Source organism: Bacillus sp. GB_SG_008 (assembly GCF_052038115.1).
Taxonomy (GTDB): Bacteria; Bacillota; Bacilli; order Bacillales; family Bacillaceae_G; genus Bacillus_A; species Bacillus_A rhizoplanae.
In genome coordinates, this window is record NZ_JBPZSK010000001.1 from 515,476 (window position 1) to 534,918 (window position 19,443).

Genomic DNA, 19,443 nt, shown 5'->3' on the forward strand with positions numbered 1-19,443 from the left:
CTCATGATATATATTTATATTAAAGATATGAGATTAAAAATATACAATACACCCTGTTTTTATTTAAATACCCCTAACCTAGTAATACGCGAACTAATTGAATAATCGTTTCATTTTCTACTTTGTAGTAAATTTCTAGCCCTTTTCTTTCGCTCGAAACAATCTTAGCGCTTTTTAATTTTGCTAAATGTTGGGAAATTGTAGATTGGGGCATGTTTAAACCTGTATACATTGTAGAAACGTTACTTGGCCCTCGTTCAATTAATCCTTTTACAATACATAAACGAACTGGATGAGCAAGTACTTTTAATAATTCCGCATTATTTTCATACAATTCTAATTCCTTTTGAAAGGTTTCTAACATATTCTTTTCCACCTCCATGCGTGCTGTTATACCATAATATACATAACAAAATTTTAAAGCAATGAAAACAGTTGTTGCAAAAAAAATGCCCTAAAGTAAAGAAACTGTAAGAAAAGAGAACATGGTGTAAATAAATTAGATAATTTTGGGCGTTTTTCCAATGAGGTAAATCAAGGTTTGTAGATTGAAATAACGGATATTTTTGTTCTTAATAAAAAACATTTTCATTTATGTCACAATTTTACCATATTTTATTTTTCTTTCAATAATATAATTGAAAATTTTTGGAATAATTAGAAAAGGAGTTATATATATCAATCTAGAAATTAATAAGGATGGAAAGAAGGGATAGTCATGAGGATAGAATTTTTAGGAACAGGCGGAGCCACACCGATTCCGAGACCAGGGAGTTATAGCAAAGTAAGCAAAGAGGCGAGGGAAAAAGGTTTACCATATAGTAGAATGGGACCAAGTGTTTTTATTCACGATCTTCATTTATTAATTGATACACCAGAAGAAATACGATTGCAATTAGAGAGATCTCACATTTCAAAAGTAGAAGCCGGGATTTACTCACATTGGCATCCTGATCATACGATGGGCCGGAGAATTTGGGAAACGATGGCGTTTGAAACGAACAAAGCTTGGGCTACTACTGTGTATGTACCAGAGCAAGTAGCAGAAGATATGAAAAAATTTCTAGGATCGTGGGATCATCTGCAATTTATGCAGCAACAAGGATGGATTGATTTAATCGTATTACGAGATGAGCAATCTTTCGTGAAAAATAAAGTGAAAGTTACTCCGTTTCGTTTACATGAACAATATGTGTATGCGTTTTTATTAGAAGAAAAAGAAAAGCGGGTATTGATTGCAATGGATGAATTATATAAATGGGAACCACCCGCTCACCTAATTGGTAATTTAGATGTAGCTATTTTGCCGATGGGAATCGTCGAGTTTGATTGGAAGAAGAAAGAGCAAATAAGAGACCGTGCTTTTATTGAACGTATACGCGAGGCGACGTTTGAAGATACGCTAGAAGTAGCGAAGCAATTACAAGCAAAACATACAATCATTACGCACATTGAAGAAGTAGATAATCTTGGATATGACGAACTGAAAGAAATCGAAGCTGAATTGCGGGCAGAAGGTATGAATATAACGTTTGCTTACGATACGATGCAGATTGAAGTGTAGAGGGGCAAAATACATGGCTACATCAAAAGGAAATCTCTATGGAAACTTATTTTACTGGTGATGGGAGAGAAAGAATATATGATGTCACTTCCAATTCTAAAAGCTAATAATCAAGATGTGAGCGTTATTTTAAAGCATTCTGCAGCTGGGGTATATGAAAGTACTGGTAAGACAGTTAACCCTTCGAAAGAAAAGGTATATGCAATGTTTACCGCTATACTGGAAAAAGGGGGATATTATCTAGTAGCCAAAGAAGAGGATCAAATACAAGGATGGATTCTTCTTGGTCAAAATAGAGATTACTTTACAGATGCAATCCATGGATTTATCTATGATTTATTTGTCTTACCTGAATATCGTGGAAAAGGACTATCTAAGATACTTATCCAGCACGGAATTGAGGAGTTAAAATTAAAGGGCTATGAAGAAATAGGTTTAAATGTATTTGCATCGAATACGGCGAAAGAATTATATAAAAGATTAGGTTTTAAAGAAACACAAATTTTAATGAAATTATCCGTTTAATAGATTTAAAGCTAAATGAATTTTCTTCATCTAGCTCTCTTATTTCTCCTAACGGAAAGTATTTGTTTTGAGTCTATAATTATTTTCTACCTATAAATCGCTTCTATGCATGACCAGATTTAACCTTTTTTAAGAGATAACGACCTCTTCTACATACGTAAGCGCATGCTCAAAGTCCGCAATTAAATCGTCTGCGTTTTCTAATCCAACAGATAAGCGTAGCAGTGAATTTGAAATCCCTCGTTTTTCACGTTCTGCTTGTGACATCGCAGCGTGTGACATTTTTGCTGGATACGAAAGAATCGATTCAACAGCTCCTAAACTAACAGCGAATACGGGAAGCTGAATATGTGCTAGAAATTGGCGTAATGCATGTTCAGATTCTAGTGTAAAGGAAAGGACAGCTCCTGCTGATTTTGCCTGAGCGTGCTGTGTTTCATATCCGGCGTGGGACAGTAATCCAGGATAGTAGATATCTTTAATTTTTGGATGCCCTTGCAAATAGCAGGCAATTTTTTCAGCGCTTCGTGAAGAGTGCTCTAAGCGAACGTGCAATGTTTTTAAGCCGCGAAGGACGAGGGAACAATCTTGCGGTCCTAATATAGCTCCAAAAGAATTTTGTAAAAAGCCAACTTTCTTTGCAAGTTCTTCATCTTTTACGACTGCCAATCCGGCGGTAACATCGCTATGACCTGCAAGGAATTTTGTTGCACTATGGAGAACAATATCAGCCCCAAGTTCTAACGGTTGTTGAAATAGTGGTGTTAAAAATGTATTATCAACAAAAGTGAGCGCTCCAACAGATTTGGCAAGCTCACAAACAGCTTTAATATCTGTCACTTTTAATAATGGATTTGATGGTGTTTCAACATAAAAAACTTTTGTATTCGGCTGAATAGTGCGTTCTACTTCTTCTAAATTTGTCATGTCAACGAATGTGTGAGAAACGCCGTATCGAGAGAGAACTTCAGTTACAATTCGATATGTACCTCCGTATACGTCTTCAGAAATAAGAACATGGTCTCCTTGTGATAAAAGAAGAAAAGCTGTTGAAATAGCAGCCATGCCAGATGAGAACGCAAACCCTTTGCTCCCGCCTTCTAGTAAAGCAATTATTTCCTCGAGAGCTTCGCGCGTTGGATTTCCAGAGCGACTATAATCATATTTTCCAAATGCATCTACATCAAATTGATGAAATGTGGATGTGTTATAAACAGGAACATTGACAGCTCCTGTTTGTTTGTCATGCTTAAAACGATTATGAAGTAAAAGCGTATCTAGTGAATAACTCATATTCTCACTCCTTCTTTTACTTGTTTAAGTGCTTGCTGTAAGTCTTGAATTAAATCATCTTGATTCTCAATTCCTACAGAGAAGCGGAGCAGACGATTACAAACGCCGCGGGCAGTGCGAATGTCTTCTGGTATATCGGCATGCGTTTGTGTTGCTGGGTATGTAATGAAGCTTTCTACGCCGCCAAGGCTTTCTGCAAACGTAATAAGAGACAGAGATTGTAAGAATGGATCAATCCATGCTTCTTTTTTCAGTTTAAAAGAGATCATACCGCCTTTTCCCGGATAAAACACATCGGTTATAGATTCTTCCCCTTGTAAATAGGCAACAATTGCTTTTGCGTTTTCTTCATGCTGCTTCATGCGCAGTGCTAATGTTTTCATGCCGCGTATTAAAAGCCAAGAATCAAATGGGCTTAACACAGCTCCAGATGCATTATGATAGTGGGCAAGTTCCTCGCATAGTTTTGCACCTTTAGCAACGACAAGTCCGCTTAACACATCGTTATGACCTCCTAAATATTTTGTAGCACTATGCAGGACAATGTCCGCTCCAGTTGTTATTGGTTGTTGTAAATACGGCGTGTAGAATGTGTTATCAACAATAAGAAGCAAGTTGTGCCGTTTTGCAACGGTAGCAACTGCTGCGATGTCCGTTACTTGCATAAGCGGGTTTGTTGGTGTTTCGATGAAAATTGCTTTTGTATTTGGTGAAATTGCTTTTTCAATTTCTTGTATATGCTGCGTATCTACGTATCTACATCGCACATCCCATTTTTGTTCGTGCTCTGTAAATAAACGATATGTTCCGCCGTATAGATCTTCAGAGACAATAAGTTCGTCACCAGACCGGAATAGTGAAAGGACAAGAAGAACAGCAGCCATTCCTGAGCTACAGGCATAGCCTTGCTCTCCTTGCTCTAAGTCAGCGATTGCGCGCTCTAATAGAAGACGTGTTGGGTTTCCTGTTCGGGAATAATCAAACCCTGTTGACTTTCCAATTCCTTCGTGGCGGTACGCAGTGGAGAAGTAAACGGGTGGATTGACTGTTCCTGTTGTTGTTTCACTGCGATTTCCAATTTGGGCAAGCTTCGTTTCAATTGTAGACATAATAGAATTCCTCCTTATACAAAATAAAAAAGCCTTCTAAGAAGAAGGCTTATATATGACGAATATAGTCTTCTTCTTATCTGTCAAATCAGTTCTCAATTTGCTGGAATTAGCACCTTATTAACAAATAAAAAGCTTGTTAATGGTTGCTGAGGCGTCAATGGGCCAGTCCCTCTACCTCTCTCGATAAGAATTCGAAATATGAAGTTTTTTATTATGTTTTTTACTTTACAACAAATTTAGAAAGAAGCGCAAGTATATTTTGAATAATTTTATTTTTCTTTATTTTCGTTGACTTTCTCACTTTAACATGCTAAATTAATGAAAAAATTAACAAAGATTGTTAATGAGTGAACGGATGATGTTTACTTTTAGCATTCACAATAGAATGAAACTCTTATCAAGAGTGGTGGAGGGAAAGGCCCTGTGAAACCCAGCAACCTTCAAACAACATGTTTGAGACGGTGCTAAGACCTGCAGAACAAATTGTTCTGAATGATGAGAGGAGGATGAAATGCTGTCCCCCTCTTCATTGAGAAGAGGGGGTTTTTTATATTAGAAAGAAGAGAGGGAGATATGTGAAATTACTAGATTTATTGCAAAGAGGAATTGTTATTGGGGACGGGGCAATGGGAACATTGTTGCACTCTCATGGTTTACAAAGCTGCTTTGAAGAGTTGAATTTATCTGAACCGGAGCGGATTATTTCGATTCATAAACAATATGTTGCAGCCGGAGCAGATGTTATTCAAACAAATACATACGGAGCAAATGAAGGAAAACTTCGCATGTATGGATTGGAGGATCGCGTAAGAAAAATTAATCGTGCCGCTGTAAGACATGCAAAAGCAGCTGTGACAGAAAAGAATGCAATTGTTGGAACAATCGGTGGTATGAAACACATTGGAGCAGTTACAACGACTGATATGGAACGAGAATTTATGCTCTTAGAGCAAGCAAATGCCTTACTAGAGGAAAATGTTGATGGGCTATTATTAGAAACCTTTTATGATGAATTTGAATTGCTTCATGCAGTGAAAGTATTACGAAAGCAAACAAACGTCCCTCTTATTGCACAGCTTGCTCTTCACGAAGCTGGTACAACTCAAAATGGAAATAGTGTAGATGGTGTATTGAAGCGGCTTATAGAGTATGGTGCAAATGTGGTCGGATTAAATTGTCAATTAGGGCCGCTTCATATGATCGAATCTTTTAAAACAATAGCAATTCCTGAATATGGTTATTTATCTGCATATCCAAATGCCGGTCTTCCTAAATATGTAGAAGGTCGTTATGTATATGAAGGAAGCCCTGCTTATTTTGAAGAGATGGCGCCAGAATTTATTAAGCAAGGAGTTAGGTTACTTGGTGGTTGTTGCGGTACAACCCCTGCTCATATCGAAGCAATGAAGCGGGCACTTGAAAATGAGCGTCCTGTAACAGCTAAAGAAGTTGTAAAGCGTGCAGAAGTAATAGCAACGAAGCGTGTAAATACAGTGGATCGAATTACATTAGCAGAAAAAGCGAAGAAAGAAACGACAGTGATTGTTGAGCTTGATCCGCCAAAAACTTTGGATACGCAGCGTTTTTTTGAAGGAGCAAAAGCGTTGAAGCGTGCGGGAGCAGATGCTATTACGTTAGCAGATAATTCTTTAGCATCACCTCGTGTATCAAATATGGCGATGGGTGCGTTATTAACAAAGCATGATATTCCTGTACTGACCCATTTAACGTGCCGTGATCATAATGTAATCGGGCTGCAGTCTCATTTACTTGGATTAGCAGCGCTCGGTATGGAGGAAGTATTGGCATTAACAGGGGATCCAGCACGTGTTGGTGATTTTCCAGGTGCAACATCTGTATATGACCTTTCTTCTGTAGAGCTCATTAAAATGATTAAAGAAATGAACAATGGGCGTTCTATTTTAGGGAAATCAATTGGAGCAGCTACTCATTTTTCAGTAGGTGGAGCCTTTAATCCGAATGTAAGGCATATAGAAGCAGCTGTAAAACGTATGGAGAAAAAAATTGCAGCTGGTGCCGAGTATTTTTTAACGCAGCCCATTTATGATGCGGCAGTCATTCGAAACGTATATGAAGCAACGAAGCATATTGAGCAGCCAATTTTTATTGGCATTATGCCACTTGTAAGTAAACGAAATGCAGATTTTCTACATTTTGAAGTACCAGGTATTACTCTTCCAGAAGAAGTGAGAAGACGTATGGACGGGCATAGAACGTCAGAAGAAGCAGTGGCAGAAGGAATTTTTATATCTCAAGAGTTAATTGATGTTGCGATGGAATTATTTAACGGTATTTATTTAATTACACCATTTTTAAAGTACGAAGTGACAGAAGCGCTTGTTAGGTATATTCAAGCGAAGAAAGAGCAGAAAGAAGGAATAAATGTATGAGACCAATCGAGGAAAGATTGCAGCAAGAAATTTTAATTTTAGACGGTGCAATGGGAACGATGATTCAACAAGAAGACCTTTCAGCTGCAGATTTTGGCGGCGAAGAGTATGAAGGCTGTAATGAATATTTAGTAAAAACACGCCCAGATGTTATTATACATATTCATAAAGAGTATATCGAAGCAGGAGCAGATATTATTGAAACGAATACATTTGGTGCAACGAACATTGTACTAAGTGATTATAATCTCTCTCACTTAGATGAGGAGTTAAATGAAAAGGCAGCTCAATTAGCGAAACGAGCTGTAATAGAGAGCGGTAAAGAAGTATATGTAGCAGGTGCGATGGGGCCAACGACAAAAGCGATTAGCGTTACGGGTGGGGTGACGTTTGAAGGGCTTATTGAGGCATATACAAGACAGGCGCGCGGGTTACTGCGTGGTGGAGTAGATTTGTTACTTGTAGAAACAAGTCAAGATATGAGAAATGTAAAAGCAGCCTGTTTAGGAATTGAAAAGGCATTTATCGAGGCAGAGAAAAAAGTTCCTCTTATGATTTCTGGAACAATTGAACCGATGGGAACGACGTTAGCTGGGCAAACAATTGAGGCATTTTACTTATCGGTAGAGCATATGAATCCATTATCAGTAGGGCTAAACTGCGCAACAGGACCAGAGTTTATGAGAGAACATATTCGTTCACTTGCAGAGTTATCAGAGTGTTATATTTCTTGTTATCCAAATGCTGGGCTTCCGGATGAAGACGGTCATTATCATGAATCACCGCATTCGCTTGCATATAAAGTGAAGCAGTTTGCAGAAGAAGGTTGGGTCAACATTGTTGGTGGGTGTTGCGGAACGACGCCAGCACATATTCGTGCGATGAAAGAGGCGTTGCTATCATTTCAGCCACGTGTGAAGCAAGAAAGAAAAGGGCATGGAATTAGCGGGCTTGAAGCGTTGCAATATGAAGATGCAATGCGCCCGTTATTCGTTGGGGAGCGTACGAATGTAATTGGTTCACGGAAATTTAAACGTCTTGTTGCAGAAGGGAATTTTGAAGAAGCAGCAGAAGTAGCAAGGGCACAAGTAAAGAAAAATGCCCATATTATCGATATTTGTATGGCAGATCCAGATCGTGATGAAATAGAAGATATGGAGAATTTCCTGCAAGCTGTGACGAAAGTATTAAAGGTGCCAATTATGATCGATTCGACAGACGAGCAAGTTATGGCGAGAGCTCTTACTTATTTGCAAGGAAAAGGAGTGATTAACTCCATTAACTTAGAAAATGGAGAAGAGCGTTTTGAAAAGGTGATTCCACTTATTAAACAGTACGGAGCCGCTATTGTTGTTGGAACAATTGATGAAATTGGTATGGCGGTAACGGCCAAGCGGAAGATAGAAATTGCAAAAAGAAGTTATGAGTTATTAACAACAAAATACGGCGTACGTCCATCTGATATTATTTTTGATGCACTTGTATTCCCTGTTGGAACAGGTGATGAAGAATATATCGGTTCAGCGGCGGCAACAATTGAAGGTATTCGGCTTATAAAAGAAGCGATGCCCGAATGTTTAACGATACTAGGTGTAAGTAATATTTCGTTTGGTTTACCACCAGCAGGACGCGAAGTATTAAATTCAGTCTTTTTATATCATGCCACAAAGGCAGGCTTAGATTATGCAATTGTTAATACTGAAAAACTAGAGCGCTATGCCTCTATTTCTGAGGAAGAAAAAGCATTAGCAAACGCTCTTTTGTTTGAAACAACGAAAGAAACGTTAGAGAAGTTTACAAACTTTTATCGAAATGTGAAGCAGAAAGAAGTCGTAGCAGCTGAAACGTTAACGCTTGATGAGCGCTTATCTCATTATATTGTTGAAGGAACGAAGCAAGGATTACACGATGACTTGCAAGCTGCGCTTGATGAAGGAAGAAAGCCGCTTGACATTATTAACGGGCCGCTTATGGCAGGAATGGATGAAGTAGGACGCTTATTTAATAATAATGAGCTGATTGTTGCAGAAGTGTTGCAAAGTGCGGAAAGCATGAAAGCGGCGGTTGCTTATTTAGAGCCATATATGGAGACAACTGATAGTGCGAAGAAAGGGAAAGTATTGCTTGCAACAGTAAAAGGGGATGTACATGATATCGGTAAAAATTTAGTGGAAATTATTTTATCGAATAATGGATATGATATTGTGAACCTCGGTATTAATGTTCGATCTGACCGCATTATTCAAGAGGTAAAAGAACAAAATCCTGATATTATTGGATTATCAGGATTACTTGTCAAATCTGCGCAGCAGATGGTGACAACAGCGGAAGATTTAAAAGCAGCAAATATCGATGTTCCCATCGTTGTAGGCGGAGCTGCGCTGACGCGGAAATTCACAGAAACGCGCATTTCTCCTTCTTACCAAGGACTTGTCTTATATGCAAGCGATGCGATGACAGGGTTAGATCTTATCAATCGTCTGCAACACGAAGAGGAACGCGAAAAGATGCGTGAAGAAAAAGCGAACCGCCACTTACATATTGTTGTAAAAGAAGAGAAAAAAGTAGTAGAGGTACCGGTTCAAATTGAAAAATTACCGTCAGTGCCAGTGATTGTACCAGATTCTACAAAACGTGTCGTTCTCCGCGATATGCCAGTAGCACATCTTGCTCCGTTTTTAAATCGACAAATGTTACTTGGTCATCACTTAGGTTTAAAAGGGAATGTAAAAAAGTTGCTGCAAGAAGGGGATAGAAGGGCTCATGAACTGAATGACTTAATAGATGAATTGCTTCGTGAAGGAGAATCGTGGTTGCGTCCGAGCGCTGTATATCAATTCTTTCCTGCACAAAGTGAAAACCAAGATATTTTAATTTATGACCCGAAAGACCCAACGCGTGTATTAGAGCGGTTTACATTCCCAAGACAAGGGAAAGCACCGCACCGGACGTTAGGTGATTATTTACGACCGGTTGGAGATGAAATGGATTATGTTGCTTTTTTATCTGTAACAGTTGGAAAAGGCGTACGCGCCGTAGCGGAAAGGTGGAAAGAGCAAGGTGATTATTTGCGCAGCCACGCTATTCAATCGCTTGCCCTTGAACTTGCAGAAGGCTTAGCTGAAAAAACGCATATGCTCATACGTGATCGCTGGGGATTTCCAGATTCACCAAACATGACGATGGAAGAGCGATTCCGCACAAAGTATCAAGGAATTCGCGTTTCTTTTGGCTACCCTGCATGTCCGGAACTTGCTGATCAAGAAAAATTATTCCGTCTCATTTATCCAGAAGAAATTGGGATTTCCTTAACTGAAGGGTTTATGATGGAACCAGAGGCTTCTGTTACAGCAATGGTGTTTGCTCATCCAGAAGCACGTTATTTCAGTGTGTTATAATCTAAAGTAAAACTTCTATAAAAGGAGACTTACTGTGAAGACGATTATATTTACAGGCGGAGGTTCTGCTGGTCATGTTACACCTAATTTAGCGCTTATACCGCATTTTCAAAAGAGTGGGTGGAACGTGTGCTATATTGGTTCGCATAATGGAATTGAAAAGACCATCATTGAAAAAGAAGGGATTCCTTATTATGGTGTAGCAAGCGGAAAACTTCGCCGTTATTTTGATTTAAAAAATATTAAAGATCCCTTTCTTGTGATGAAAGGGGTTATGGATGCGTATGTACGCATTCGGAAATTAAAACCAGATGTTATTTTTTCAAAAGGTGGTTTCGTATCTGTACCAGTTGTAATTGGCGCATGGTTAAACCGTGTTCCTGTTTTTTTACATGAATCTGATATGACACCGGGGCTTGCAAATAAAATTGCTCTTCGCTTTGCTTCAAAAATATTTGTTACGTTTGAAGAAGCGAAAAAACATCTACCAAAAGAAAAAACAGTCTATACTGGTTCACCTGTGCGAGAAGAGGTTTTGCAAGGGAGTCGTAATAAAGGACTGCAATTTTTACGGTTCACTGCATCAAAGCCAGTTATTACGGTTATGGGAGGCAGTTTAGGCGCACGACGCATTAATGAAGCAGTGCGCGGTGCATTGCCGAATCTTCTTCAAACGTATCAAATTGTTCATCTGTGCGGGAAAGGAAATCTCGACGAAAAGCTTGAAAGTATGCCAGGATACAAGCAGTTTGAATATATTCATGGTGAACTGCCAGACATATTAGCAGCAACAGATATTGTCATTTCTCGTGCAGGGTCCAATGCGATTTTTGAATTTCTAACACTGCAAAAGCCGATGTTATTAATTCCGCTTCCGAAATCTTCGAGCCGAGGCGATCAAATTTTAAATGCACAGTCGTTTGAAAAACAAGGATATGGACGTGTGTTATTTGAAGAAGATTTAACGGAAACGTTACTTGTTGAATATGTGGAAGAATTGTATAAACATCGTTTGCAGTATAAAAGATCTATGCAGCAGTATAACGGACAAGAAGCGTTGCAAACGATTATTGATTACGTAACGAAAGCATGATTTCATAGAGATCATGCTTTTTAAATAGAGATAACAGCATACTTTATGTTACAATAACATAGATTTGACAGGGGAATTCTAATTGTTGACGCGTGAAAATACGGATGAGATTAGGAGTGACTACGTTGGGGCTAAGTCTCTATGAAAATATTGCTCTAGTTGTTTGTTTAGTATTGTATATCGGTAGTATTATAGTTTATATGGGACGGAATTTTTCACAAGAACGAAAACTAGAAAAATCAGAAATTAAAGCTGAATTAGATATGTTAAATGATAAAAGCAATCAAAAAGTAAAAAGAGAGTTATAGTTGTAAGCGTCCTCTTTTTTCATGCATACGAAGGGTTTCCCGTCTATTTTATATATAATAAGGAGAGAAGTAGTATGAAATTTTACATTGCTTCAACCTTTACAAATAAACCTCTTGTCCATTTTGTGGCTGATAAACTGAAACAAGCAGGATGGATTCATACATATGATTGGACAAAAAATGAAAAAGCGACAAATAAATTAGAGTTAGAACGTATTGGACAAGCAGAAAAACAAGCTGTACGAGAGGCTGACGTTTTTCTGCTTTTATTAGATGGAGGAAAAGGGAGTCACACTGAATTCGGAATGGCGCTTGCTTGGGATAAAAAGGTATATTTGTATAGTGAAAATCATTCTTTAGATACAACGTTTTATCATTTACCAGAAGTACATATAGTTAAAGGCAGTAAAGAAGAATTTGTTGAACAAGTGTTAGAAGGTGCAAGGGTTTGATTACAATTGACGATGCTATATACGGTGAACATCAGATAGGTGGGGTGCTCGCAGAACTATTGCAATCAAAAGCAGTGCAGCGCTTAAAGAAGATTCATCAAGGCGGCGCAAGCTTTCTTGTGAATCCAAGGTGGAATGTAACACGTTATGAACACTCTGTTGGTGTTATGATTCTTGTGAAAATGTTAGGAGGTAGTGTAGAAGAACAAATTGCAGCCTTGCTTCATGATATATCTCATACAGCATTTTCTCACATTGTTGACCACGTATTAGAGGAGCAAGATGAAGATTACCATGAACAAATCTTTATGGATGTGATTGAGCATTCAGAGATTCCATCCATTTTGCACACATATGGTTATGATTATAGAATGATTGAGAAATGGGAACAATGGACGTTATTAGAGCAACCTCTTCCAAATTTATGTGCAGATCGTATAGATTATACGTTACGGGATTTATATACTTATGGAATGATTTCAAAGCAAGAAGTATGTTCTTTTTTAGAGGGCATAACAATTCATAATAAACAAATATGTTTACAGTCTATACAGGCAGCAGAATGGTTTACAGAAGCTTATTATAAAGAAACGATTGATTTCTTTTTACATCCGCTGAATTCGTACGGCTATTATATATTAACAAAGGTATTACAAGAAGCGCTTCAAAAGAATATTTTGGATCTATCTGATTTTTCAGCCGATGATGAAACGGTGTTGCATATGTTGCGAAATAGTGGAGATAGTGAAATTGAGAAGATGCTTAGTTCCTTACATTCAAAAGTAGAATTAGAGGAGAACAGCGCAGAATACGACATTTGTTATAAGGGTGGAAAAGCACGATTAATTGATCCGTTTGTTTATAAAAATGGCAAGATGCAAAGAGCGTCTGTCGTATCTCCATTTGTTAAACAGTGTAATGAGAAAGCGAAAAAGCAATTGAAAAAATATATATATTTAAAAATAAAGAGTATATAAAAGGAGAAATAAATATGCAGTTAGAGCAAGGGTGGAAAACAAATTTTTTAACAGTTGTACAGCAAAGTGAATATAAGAAAGGTGCACTTTTAGCACAATTACTATTTGAAGATGGAGAAGAGGTAGAAGAACTCGTTGATGATTATGGGTATGAAGAAATTATAAATCGTGAACATGATGATGAACTGGAAGAGATCTTAGGCGAAGAGTTATTTTATGAACTTGAGCGTAACGTTTTTGTATCATCGCAGTCAAAAGAGAAGTTTATTTCCTTTATAAATGGTTTAGGATTTCATCTATTAGATTGTATTGTGTTATTGGAATCAGAATTTCGTGTAGATAGCGCGATGTTTTCATCTGATGCAGTGAAAAAAATGGAGAAGCGTTTTCATAAGTTTCCTTATGTGGAAGGTGAGCAAACGATTTTTGATATGACGTTAGAAGAAGTAGTTGAATTATTAGAGAATGCGTCAGGTCTTCAAATTAAAGAAAATATGACCGTATAAAAAAAGAACGTGCTTAGCACGTTCTTTTTTTTGTATGTTCTGCGTTTTTATATTGCTTTTCAATGATTGTATTTAAATGCTCAACCTTTCGTATGCAAGATTGTATATGCTTCTCGACTTCATGCAATTCTGTAAGGTGATGTGTTTCAATAGGATGAATTTGTACACTGAATTTTTCAAATTGAGCGCTATATGTTATTTCTGCATAGCCGCTCATAATATCTGTCTCGTTGTGAAACAAATATTGTTTTGTTTTTTCACAATATGCTACACTTTGAAATCCATACGATTTTAAGGTTTCGATGATTTTTGTAATGATTACTGTATTCATTGTTTTTCCTCTTTAAGAAATTCGATTTTATTCCGCTACTTTTGGGCAGTAAGCCCTCCACTTTAAGACTGTGAGATAGCCAAAAAGATAGTAAAGAATAAATGCCCACAAAAAACGATGTGCGAAATTGATTATTAGTGAAGTCCCTATTAATGGGGTTTTCACTGTATTAGTATAACATGAGTTTATTTTAGAAAGCGCTATCAATGTGTTTGTAACATGAATTTTTATGTATATTTTATACAATTAAAACAAATGAAAAATAATTGTAATAAAGCAAAAAGTAGGAGACTCTTTCATTGTTTCATCATATATATACAGAAATGGAGCAAATGAAAGAGGTGAAGATGTTGAACTTTGATATTACAGGACAAAAAGCATATGTAAAAGATGGACCGTATCGGAATCAAATTGGAATCGTAAAACGAAATGATACGGAGAGCATTACAAAATATGCGATTGTAATTGACGATATGAATATTGATATTGAATTAAAAGATATTGTTTTAATTGATGTAGATGTTCGGCAATTTCATGATTGGTGTGAAGAACATGGGTATTTGTAAAAAATAGATTATACAAATAAGAAAATCCCCTGAATGTTCAGGGGGTTTTTCTTATAATGCAACTTCTTCAGTTTTATTGACTGTTTCATTGTACGTATTTACATCTAATTCTCCGAGCCATTTGCTAGAAATCAAACCAGCTGTCATAGAACCGCTCACATTTAAAGCTGTGCGTCCCATATCAATTAATGGTTCAACAGAGATTAATAGAGCGACAATTCCAATTGGTAAGTTCATTGTAGAAAGTACGATGAGTGCTGCAAATGTTGCTCCGCCTCCGACACCGGCAACGCCGAATGAACTAATCGTGACAACGGCAATTAACGTTAAGATAAATTGCGGCTGCAACGGATCGATACCAACAGTTGGTGCAACCATCATCGCAAGCATTGCAGGATAAATACCGGCACATCCATTTTGACCAATTGATACACCAAAGGATGCAGCAAAGTTTGCAATTCCTTCTGAAATACCAAGTTTTTCTTTTTGCGCTTCAATATTTAATGGCAGTGTACCTGCACTTGAGCGAGAAGTAAACGCAAATGTTAAAACAGGGAATACCTTTTTCAAATATTGTACTGGATTTAAACCAGAAAGAGCGATAAGTAATAAGTGAATAATAAACATAACAATGAGTGCTACGTAAGACGCTAATACAAAATTTCCAAGCTTTAAAATGGCCTGGATATCACTACCTGAAACTGTTTTTGCCATAAGAGCAAGTACGCCATATGGAGTAAGACGTAAAATTAATGTCACCATCCGCATTACGATCGCATATACGGCATCGAGCATCTTTTTAAATTGTTCTGCCTGTTCTGGATATTTCTTTTTCACTCCTAAGAAGGCAATCCCAATAAACGCTGCAAAAATGACAACAGAAATTGTTGATGTTGGACGAGCACCTGTTAAATCTAGAAATGGATTTGCAGGGAGTAATTCTAATAATTTTTGCGGAATGGGTGTTTGTTCAATGGAGGTGAATTTTTCTTCCACTAATTTTAAGCGAGCTGTTTCTGCATCACCTTGCTGCAAGCCAGTTGCTGAAACATGAAAACCAGCACTTGAAGCAATTCCGACTGCAGCAGCAATTGCCGTTGTAAGAAGTAAAATACCGATAATAAAACCGCTAATTTTACCAAGATTATTTGTTAGTTTTAATTTTGTAAACGCTGAAAGAATAGAAACTAAAACAAGCGGCATAACGATCATTTGTAATAACTTAACATAACCGCCTCCAATTAAGTTAAACCAATTATTAGATTGGACAATGACTTCGGAAGTTGGTTTATAAAAAAATTGTAAGATAAGTCCAAATATAATTCCGAGTCCGAGTGCGGTAAATACACGTTTATTAAAAGAAACGTGCTTACGCTGCATATAATATAGCACACCGACTAATAGGAGCATAATTACAACGTTTATGCTAACTAACAATGTATTCATACTATTTTTCTCCCTTCAAAGTTGTTATATAAAATATATTCCAATAAAACCAATAAGTCAACTATGAAATAGGTTGGATATAAAAAAAGATGGCGTATATGCCATCTTAATGTCCTATTCCTGGTGTAAGAAGGAATGTCGTATAGTATGTAAATCCAATGAAGAAAACTGTTAAATATGCGCCGAATACATAAATGTACATGCGCTCTGTTAATTTTAAATAACTTAAAAGTACAAAAAATCCTGTTTGTCCTAAAAACAATAGTGCTGCCCCATACAGATCCCCTAGATAAAACATGACTGAAAAAATACCAGTCCAAAAGCCGAGAACGCGAAACATGCGCTCCATCCCATTCCCCTCCTTCTATATGAACTTAATACTTCTTTTATTATAATGCACTTTTCTAACTATTGTAAACATTTGCAAAATAATAAGAAGCCAGTATAATCTGGCTTCTTATTTTACATATGAAGATGATAATTACAAGATTTACAACCTGTTTCTAGCATATTCTCATTGCGGGTCAATTCCATGTTCGGGAATAAAATTTCAAAGATGCCTGTCATCATATCGACGTGCATGTTGCAAATTTCTTTTGGATGGTGAATGGCAACTTCTTTAAATGGGCAATTGTATACATCATAGAAAATTTTTGTTTCATCAATGCTTAATTCAAATGTCGGAGATAATCCCGCTGTTGTTAAAGCTTCTTTCGCAATTTGTATTTTTTGTTCTACTGTTAATTCATTTTCGCTAATGTTTAGCCGATGTAGATGTTGTTCCATTAATTCTTTACCAAATTTCTTACCTGTGTCATATAGTGCTTTTTCACCGACTTCACCTAAGCTAAGCAATGTATTGCATGCAATTTGTGCTAACAATTGATAATCACGAAACGGAAACTGCAGTTGAATCACATCGTCTGATAGTGCGTATAACCGGCTTGGTCTGCCACCCTTACCTGTTTTTTTTGTTTCTGATTTTAACATATTTACATCTTCTAGCTTAGAGAGGTGTAAACGCGCAACATTTGGATGAATATCAAATTCATCAGCAATTTCTTGTACAGTAACTTCATTATGTTTTTGAGAAATATATTGATAAATATAATAGCGTGTTGGATCAGATAGTACATTTGTAATTTTTAAAGCTTGTTCCATGAGGATCGCCACCTTTATCGGTTTATCTGAGATAACAACATTATAATATAGATAATGTTGTATAATAACGGGTTTTGGTAATGATTCATTAATTGTTCATAATTTCACATACTTTTTGTTATTTTTGTTTAGAAAATTGAAAAATTTCATGATGGAAATAGAAAATTCCTCATTTTTCTTTTCACGATGGCCATGATATATAAATAGTGAGGAGGGGATAACAGTGAATGCTGTCGAACAGTTTGCTGACACAATCATGAAAGAAGCATGCCGGTTGCGTGCATCAGATCTTCATATTGTGCCGCGTCATGAAGATGCTGTTGTGCAATTGCGTATTGGAAAAGATTTAGTAACAAAGCACTGTATTTCAAAAGAGTTTTGCGAACGGCTTGTATCGCACTTTAAATTTTTAGCAGCTATGGATATTGGTGAAAGGAGAAAGCCGCAAAATGGTTCATTGCAGATGAAAGTTAGTGAGGAGGAAGTATATTTACGCCTTTCTACTTTACCAACTATACATCATGAAAGTTTGGTCATTCGTATGCACTTACAAACGGCGGTGCCAAACCTCTCGCATCTCTCATTATTCCCAAGTTCTGCGAAAACACTTCTATCTTTTTTACATCATTCGCATGGATTGATTATCTTTACAGGACCAACTGGGTCAGGAAAAACAACAACGATGTATGCCCTTTTAGAAGTAGCGAAGAAGGAACAGACTCGCCGCATTGTTACGCTTGAAGATCCAGTTGAAAAGAAAAAGGACGGGTTATTACAAATACAAATTAATGAAAAAGCTGGTATTACGTATGCAACTGGATTAAAAGCAATTTTACGTCATGACCCGGATATTATTTTAGTAGGAGAAATCCGAGATGAAGAAACGGCAAAGGTGGCGGTTCGAGCAAGTTTAACAGGCCATTTAGTTATGACGACATTGCATACAAATGATGCGAAGAGTGCAGTATTGCGCTTAATGGATTATGGTATTACCCTTCAAGAAATTGAACAGTCGTTATTAGCGGTAGCGGCACAACGATTAGTGGAATTGAAATGTCCATTTTGCAAAGGAAAATGCTCACCGTTATGTAAAAAAATGCGTCATGTACGCCGAGCAAGCATTTATGAATTATTGTACGGTTATGAGCTGAAAGAAGTCATTCGGGAAGCGAATGGAAAACAAGCAATGTATCAATATACAACGCTTCAAGATGAATTAAGAAAAGGATATGCACTAGGGTTTATTGAAGAAGATGTTTATGTTTAAACATGAGAGGTGGCGGTTACATGAACAAGCTTTATTGCTGCGAAGGCTTGGCGAGCTCTTAGAGAAAGGGTATTCTTTATTACATGCATTAGAATTTCTTCATTTCCACTTAAATCCTCATAAACAAATACAGCTTCAAGATGCTGCTGAAGAATTTAGAAAAGGAAGTAGCTTGCATGATGTGTTCTATAAACTTGCATTTCATCCAGACATTTTAAGTTATTTATTTTATGCAGAGCAGCATGGTGACATTTCCTTTGCGTTGCAACAAGGAAGCTCACTACTCAGCAGAAAAGATAAACATCAAAAAAATATGATGAAGATATTGCGTTATCCACTTTTTCTTTCCTTGTTTCTATTAGGAATCCTCTTCGTATTTAATATGGTGCTTCTTCCGCAGTTTTCAACTTTATATCGTTCACTTCGCGGGTCCTCTTCTTCATTTACAGATGATATTTTAACGTTTATTCAAGTCCTTCCGTATATAATGGGTGGAGTTGTTTTGGCAATTGGTATTGCAGTGCTTATATATATGGTGTATGTAAAGAGGTTGCATCCGGTTAGGAGAATGAATATTTTTATGCGAGTGCCTCTTATAAAACAGTTTTTTATGTTAACAAACTCACAATATTTTGCAGTCCAATTAAGCGGCCTTTTGCAAGGCGGGTTATCTATATTAGAAGCGCTCGCGTTAATGAAGGAACAAAAGCATCATCCATTTTTTCAATGCGAAGCTCTCAAAATAGAGGAATTATTAACGATAGGTGAACATCTTGATTTCATTATGATGGATCGGCCTTACTACGAACGGGAGCTTTCTTATATTATTAAACATGGACAAGCAAATGGGAATTTAGAGGCTGAGCTTGCCGATTATAGTGAAATGATAATAGAAAAGATGGAAGAGAAAATTAATCGTATTTTATTTGTTGTGCAACCTCTTTTATTTGGATGTATCGGAATGGTTGTTATTCTTATGTATTTGGCGATGATTATGCCGATGTTTCAAATGATGGATTCTATTTAGGAGGCT

General features: G+C 37.0%; 18 protein-coding genes, 1 pseudogene and 2 riboswitches. Of the genes and pseudogenes, 12 read left to right on the forward strand and 7 right to left on the reverse strand.

Going from position 1 to position 19,443, the window contains the following annotated elements; genetic code table 11:
* Nucleotides 1-73 precede the first annotated feature (73 nt).
* On the reverse strand, nucleotides 74-364 hold the full coding sequence (locus ACTDJC_RS02530; protein WP_000894376.1) for an ArsR/SmtB family transcription factor: 291 nt from the start codon (nucleotides 362-364) through the stop codon (nucleotides 74-76).
* Nucleotides 365-718: 354 nt separating this feature from the next.
* Between ACTDJC_RS02530 and ACTDJC_RS02535 the strand changes: the two genes are divergently transcribed.
* Both ACTDJC_RS02535 and ACTDJC_RS02540 read left to right on the forward strand, forming a co-directional pair.
* On the forward strand, nucleotides 719-1,564 hold the full coding sequence (locus ACTDJC_RS02535; RefSeq protein WP_440602574.1) for an MBL fold metallo-hydrolase: 846 nt from the start codon (nucleotides 719-721) through the stop codon (nucleotides 1,562-1,564).
* Nucleotides 1,565-1,642: 78 nt separating this feature from the next.
* The gene (locus ACTDJC_RS02540; protein WP_255258106.1) at nucleotides 1,643-2,089 is read left to right on the forward strand and encodes a GNAT family N-acetyltransferase; all 447 of its coding nucleotides are present in this window, start codon (nucleotides 1,643-1,645) and stop codon (nucleotides 2,087-2,089) included.
* Between the two features lie 129 nt (nucleotides 2,090-2,218).
* On the opposite strand, the gene metC is transcribed toward ACTDJC_RS02540, so the two are convergent.
* Nucleotides 2,219-3,382, reverse strand: coding sequence for a cystathionine beta-lyase (gene metC, locus ACTDJC_RS02545; RefSeq protein ID WP_440602575.1), 1,164 nt, complete (start codon nucleotides 3,380-3,382; stop codon nucleotides 2,219-2,221).
* Nucleotides 3,379-4,491: a methionine biosynthesis PLP-dependent protein gene (locus ACTDJC_RS02550; protein ID WP_440602576.1), complete on the reverse strand. Its 1,113-nt coding sequence runs from the start codon at nucleotides 4,489-4,491 to the stop codon at nucleotides 3,379-3,381. The genes metC and ACTDJC_RS02550 overlap by 4 nt, the downstream gene beginning before the upstream one ends.
* Nucleotides 4,492-4,564: 73 nt before the next feature.
* Nucleotides 4,565-4,684: riboswitch (SAM riboswitch) on the reverse strand.
* Nucleotides 4,685-4,885: 201 nt separating this feature from the next.
* A riboswitch (SAM riboswitch) is annotated at nucleotides 4,886-4,996 on the forward strand.
* Nucleotides 4,997-5,069: 73 nt separating this feature from the next.
* On the opposite strand from ACTDJC_RS02550, the gene ACTDJC_RS02555 reads away from it, so the two are divergent.
* The 7 genes and pseudogenes from ACTDJC_RS02555 to ACTDJC_RS02585 all read left to right on the forward strand — a co-directional run bounded on the left by ACTDJC_RS02555 (nucleotide 5,070) and on the right by ACTDJC_RS02585 (nucleotide 13,639).
* Nucleotides 5,070-6,905, forward strand: a complete 1,836-nt coding sequence (locus tag ACTDJC_RS02555; protein ID WP_440602577.1) for a bifunctional homocysteine S-methyltransferase/methylenetetrahydrofolate reductase — start codon at nucleotides 5,070-5,072, stop codon at nucleotides 6,903-6,905.
* Entirely contained in the window at nucleotides 6,902-10,303 is a 3,402-nt protein-coding gene (gene metH / locus ACTDJC_RS02560) for a methionine synthase (protein ID WP_440602578.1), read from the forward strand. Before ACTDJC_RS02555 ends, metH begins: the two co-directional genes overlap by 4 nt.
* Nucleotides 10,304-10,337: 34 nt before the next feature.
* Nucleotides 10,338-11,396: an undecaprenyldiphospho-muramoylpentapeptide beta-N-acetylglucosaminyltransferase gene (locus ACTDJC_RS02565; protein WP_440602579.1), complete on the forward strand. Its 1,059-nt coding sequence runs from the start codon at nucleotides 10,338-10,340 to the stop codon at nucleotides 11,394-11,396.
* Nucleotides 11,397-11,481: 85 nt separating this feature from the next.
* Nucleotides 11,482-11,704 (forward strand): annotated as a pseudogene (locus ACTDJC_RS02570) (DUF3966 domain-containing protein).
* Nucleotides 11,705-11,778: 74 nt separating this feature from the next.
* Entirely contained in the window at nucleotides 11,779-12,156 is a 378-nt protein-coding gene (locus ACTDJC_RS02575) for a nucleoside 2-deoxyribosyltransferase (RefSeq protein WP_440602580.1), read from the forward strand.
* Nucleotides 12,156-13,133 (forward strand): HD domain-containing protein, encoded by a 978-nt coding sequence (locus ACTDJC_RS02580; RefSeq protein WP_440602774.1) that lies wholly within the window; start codon nucleotides 12,156-12,158, stop codon nucleotides 13,131-13,133. Before ACTDJC_RS02575 ends, ACTDJC_RS02580 begins: the two co-directional genes overlap by 1 nt.
* Nucleotides 13,134-13,147: 14 nt before the next feature.
* Nucleotides 13,148-13,639 (forward strand): hypothetical protein, encoded by a 492-nt coding sequence (locus tag ACTDJC_RS02585; RefSeq protein WP_440602581.1) that lies wholly within the window; start codon nucleotides 13,148-13,150, stop codon nucleotides 13,637-13,639.
* Between the two features lie 13 nt (nucleotides 13,640-13,652).
* On the opposite strand, the gene ACTDJC_RS02590 is transcribed toward ACTDJC_RS02585, so the two are convergent.
* Nucleotides 13,653-13,970 (reverse strand): hypothetical protein, encoded by a 318-nt coding sequence (locus ACTDJC_RS02590; RefSeq protein ID WP_440602582.1) that lies wholly within the window; start codon nucleotides 13,968-13,970, stop codon nucleotides 13,653-13,655.
* Between the two features lie 350 nt (nucleotides 13,971-14,320).
* Between ACTDJC_RS02590 and ACTDJC_RS02595 the strand changes: the two genes are divergently transcribed.
* Nucleotides 14,321-14,536: a DUF3912 family protein gene (locus ACTDJC_RS02595; RefSeq protein WP_230574934.1), complete on the forward strand. Its 216-nt coding sequence runs from the start codon at nucleotides 14,321-14,323 to the stop codon at nucleotides 14,534-14,536.
* A gap of 51 nt (nucleotides 14,537-14,587) precedes the next feature.
* Here ACTDJC_RS02595 and ACTDJC_RS02600 read toward each other — a convergent pair whose 3' ends face one another.
* The 3 genes from ACTDJC_RS02600 to ACTDJC_RS02610 form a co-directional block, all read right to left on the reverse strand.
* On the reverse strand, nucleotides 14,588-15,982 hold the full coding sequence (locus ACTDJC_RS02600; protein ID WP_440602583.1) for an L-cystine transporter: 1,395 nt from the start codon (nucleotides 15,980-15,982) through the stop codon (nucleotides 14,588-14,590).
* Between the two features lie 106 nt (nucleotides 15,983-16,088).
* Complete coding sequence (locus ACTDJC_RS02605; protein ID WP_098307736.1) at nucleotides 16,089-16,331, reverse strand: DUF2626 domain-containing protein; 243 nt, start codon at nucleotides 16,329-16,331, stop codon at nucleotides 16,089-16,091.
* A gap of 113 nt (nucleotides 16,332-16,444) precedes the next feature.
* Nucleotides 16,445-17,143, reverse strand: a complete 699-nt coding sequence (locus ACTDJC_RS02610; RefSeq protein WP_440602584.1) for a helix-turn-helix transcriptional regulator — start codon at nucleotides 17,141-17,143, stop codon at nucleotides 16,445-16,447.
* A gap of 223 nt (nucleotides 17,144-17,366) precedes the next feature.
* Here ACTDJC_RS02610 and comGA point away from each other — a divergent pair, with 223 nt between their 5' ends.
* Entirely contained in the window at nucleotides 17,367-18,410 is a 1,044-nt protein-coding gene (gene comGA / locus ACTDJC_RS02615) for a competence type IV pilus ATPase ComGA (protein WP_440602585.1), read from the forward strand.
* Entirely contained in the window at nucleotides 18,403-19,437 is a 1,035-nt protein-coding gene (gene comGB, locus ACTDJC_RS02620) for a competence type IV pilus assembly protein ComGB (RefSeq protein ID WP_440602586.1), read from the forward strand. The genes comGA and comGB overlap by 8 nt, the downstream gene beginning before the upstream one ends.
* Nucleotides 19,438-19,443 lie beyond the last annotated feature (6 nt).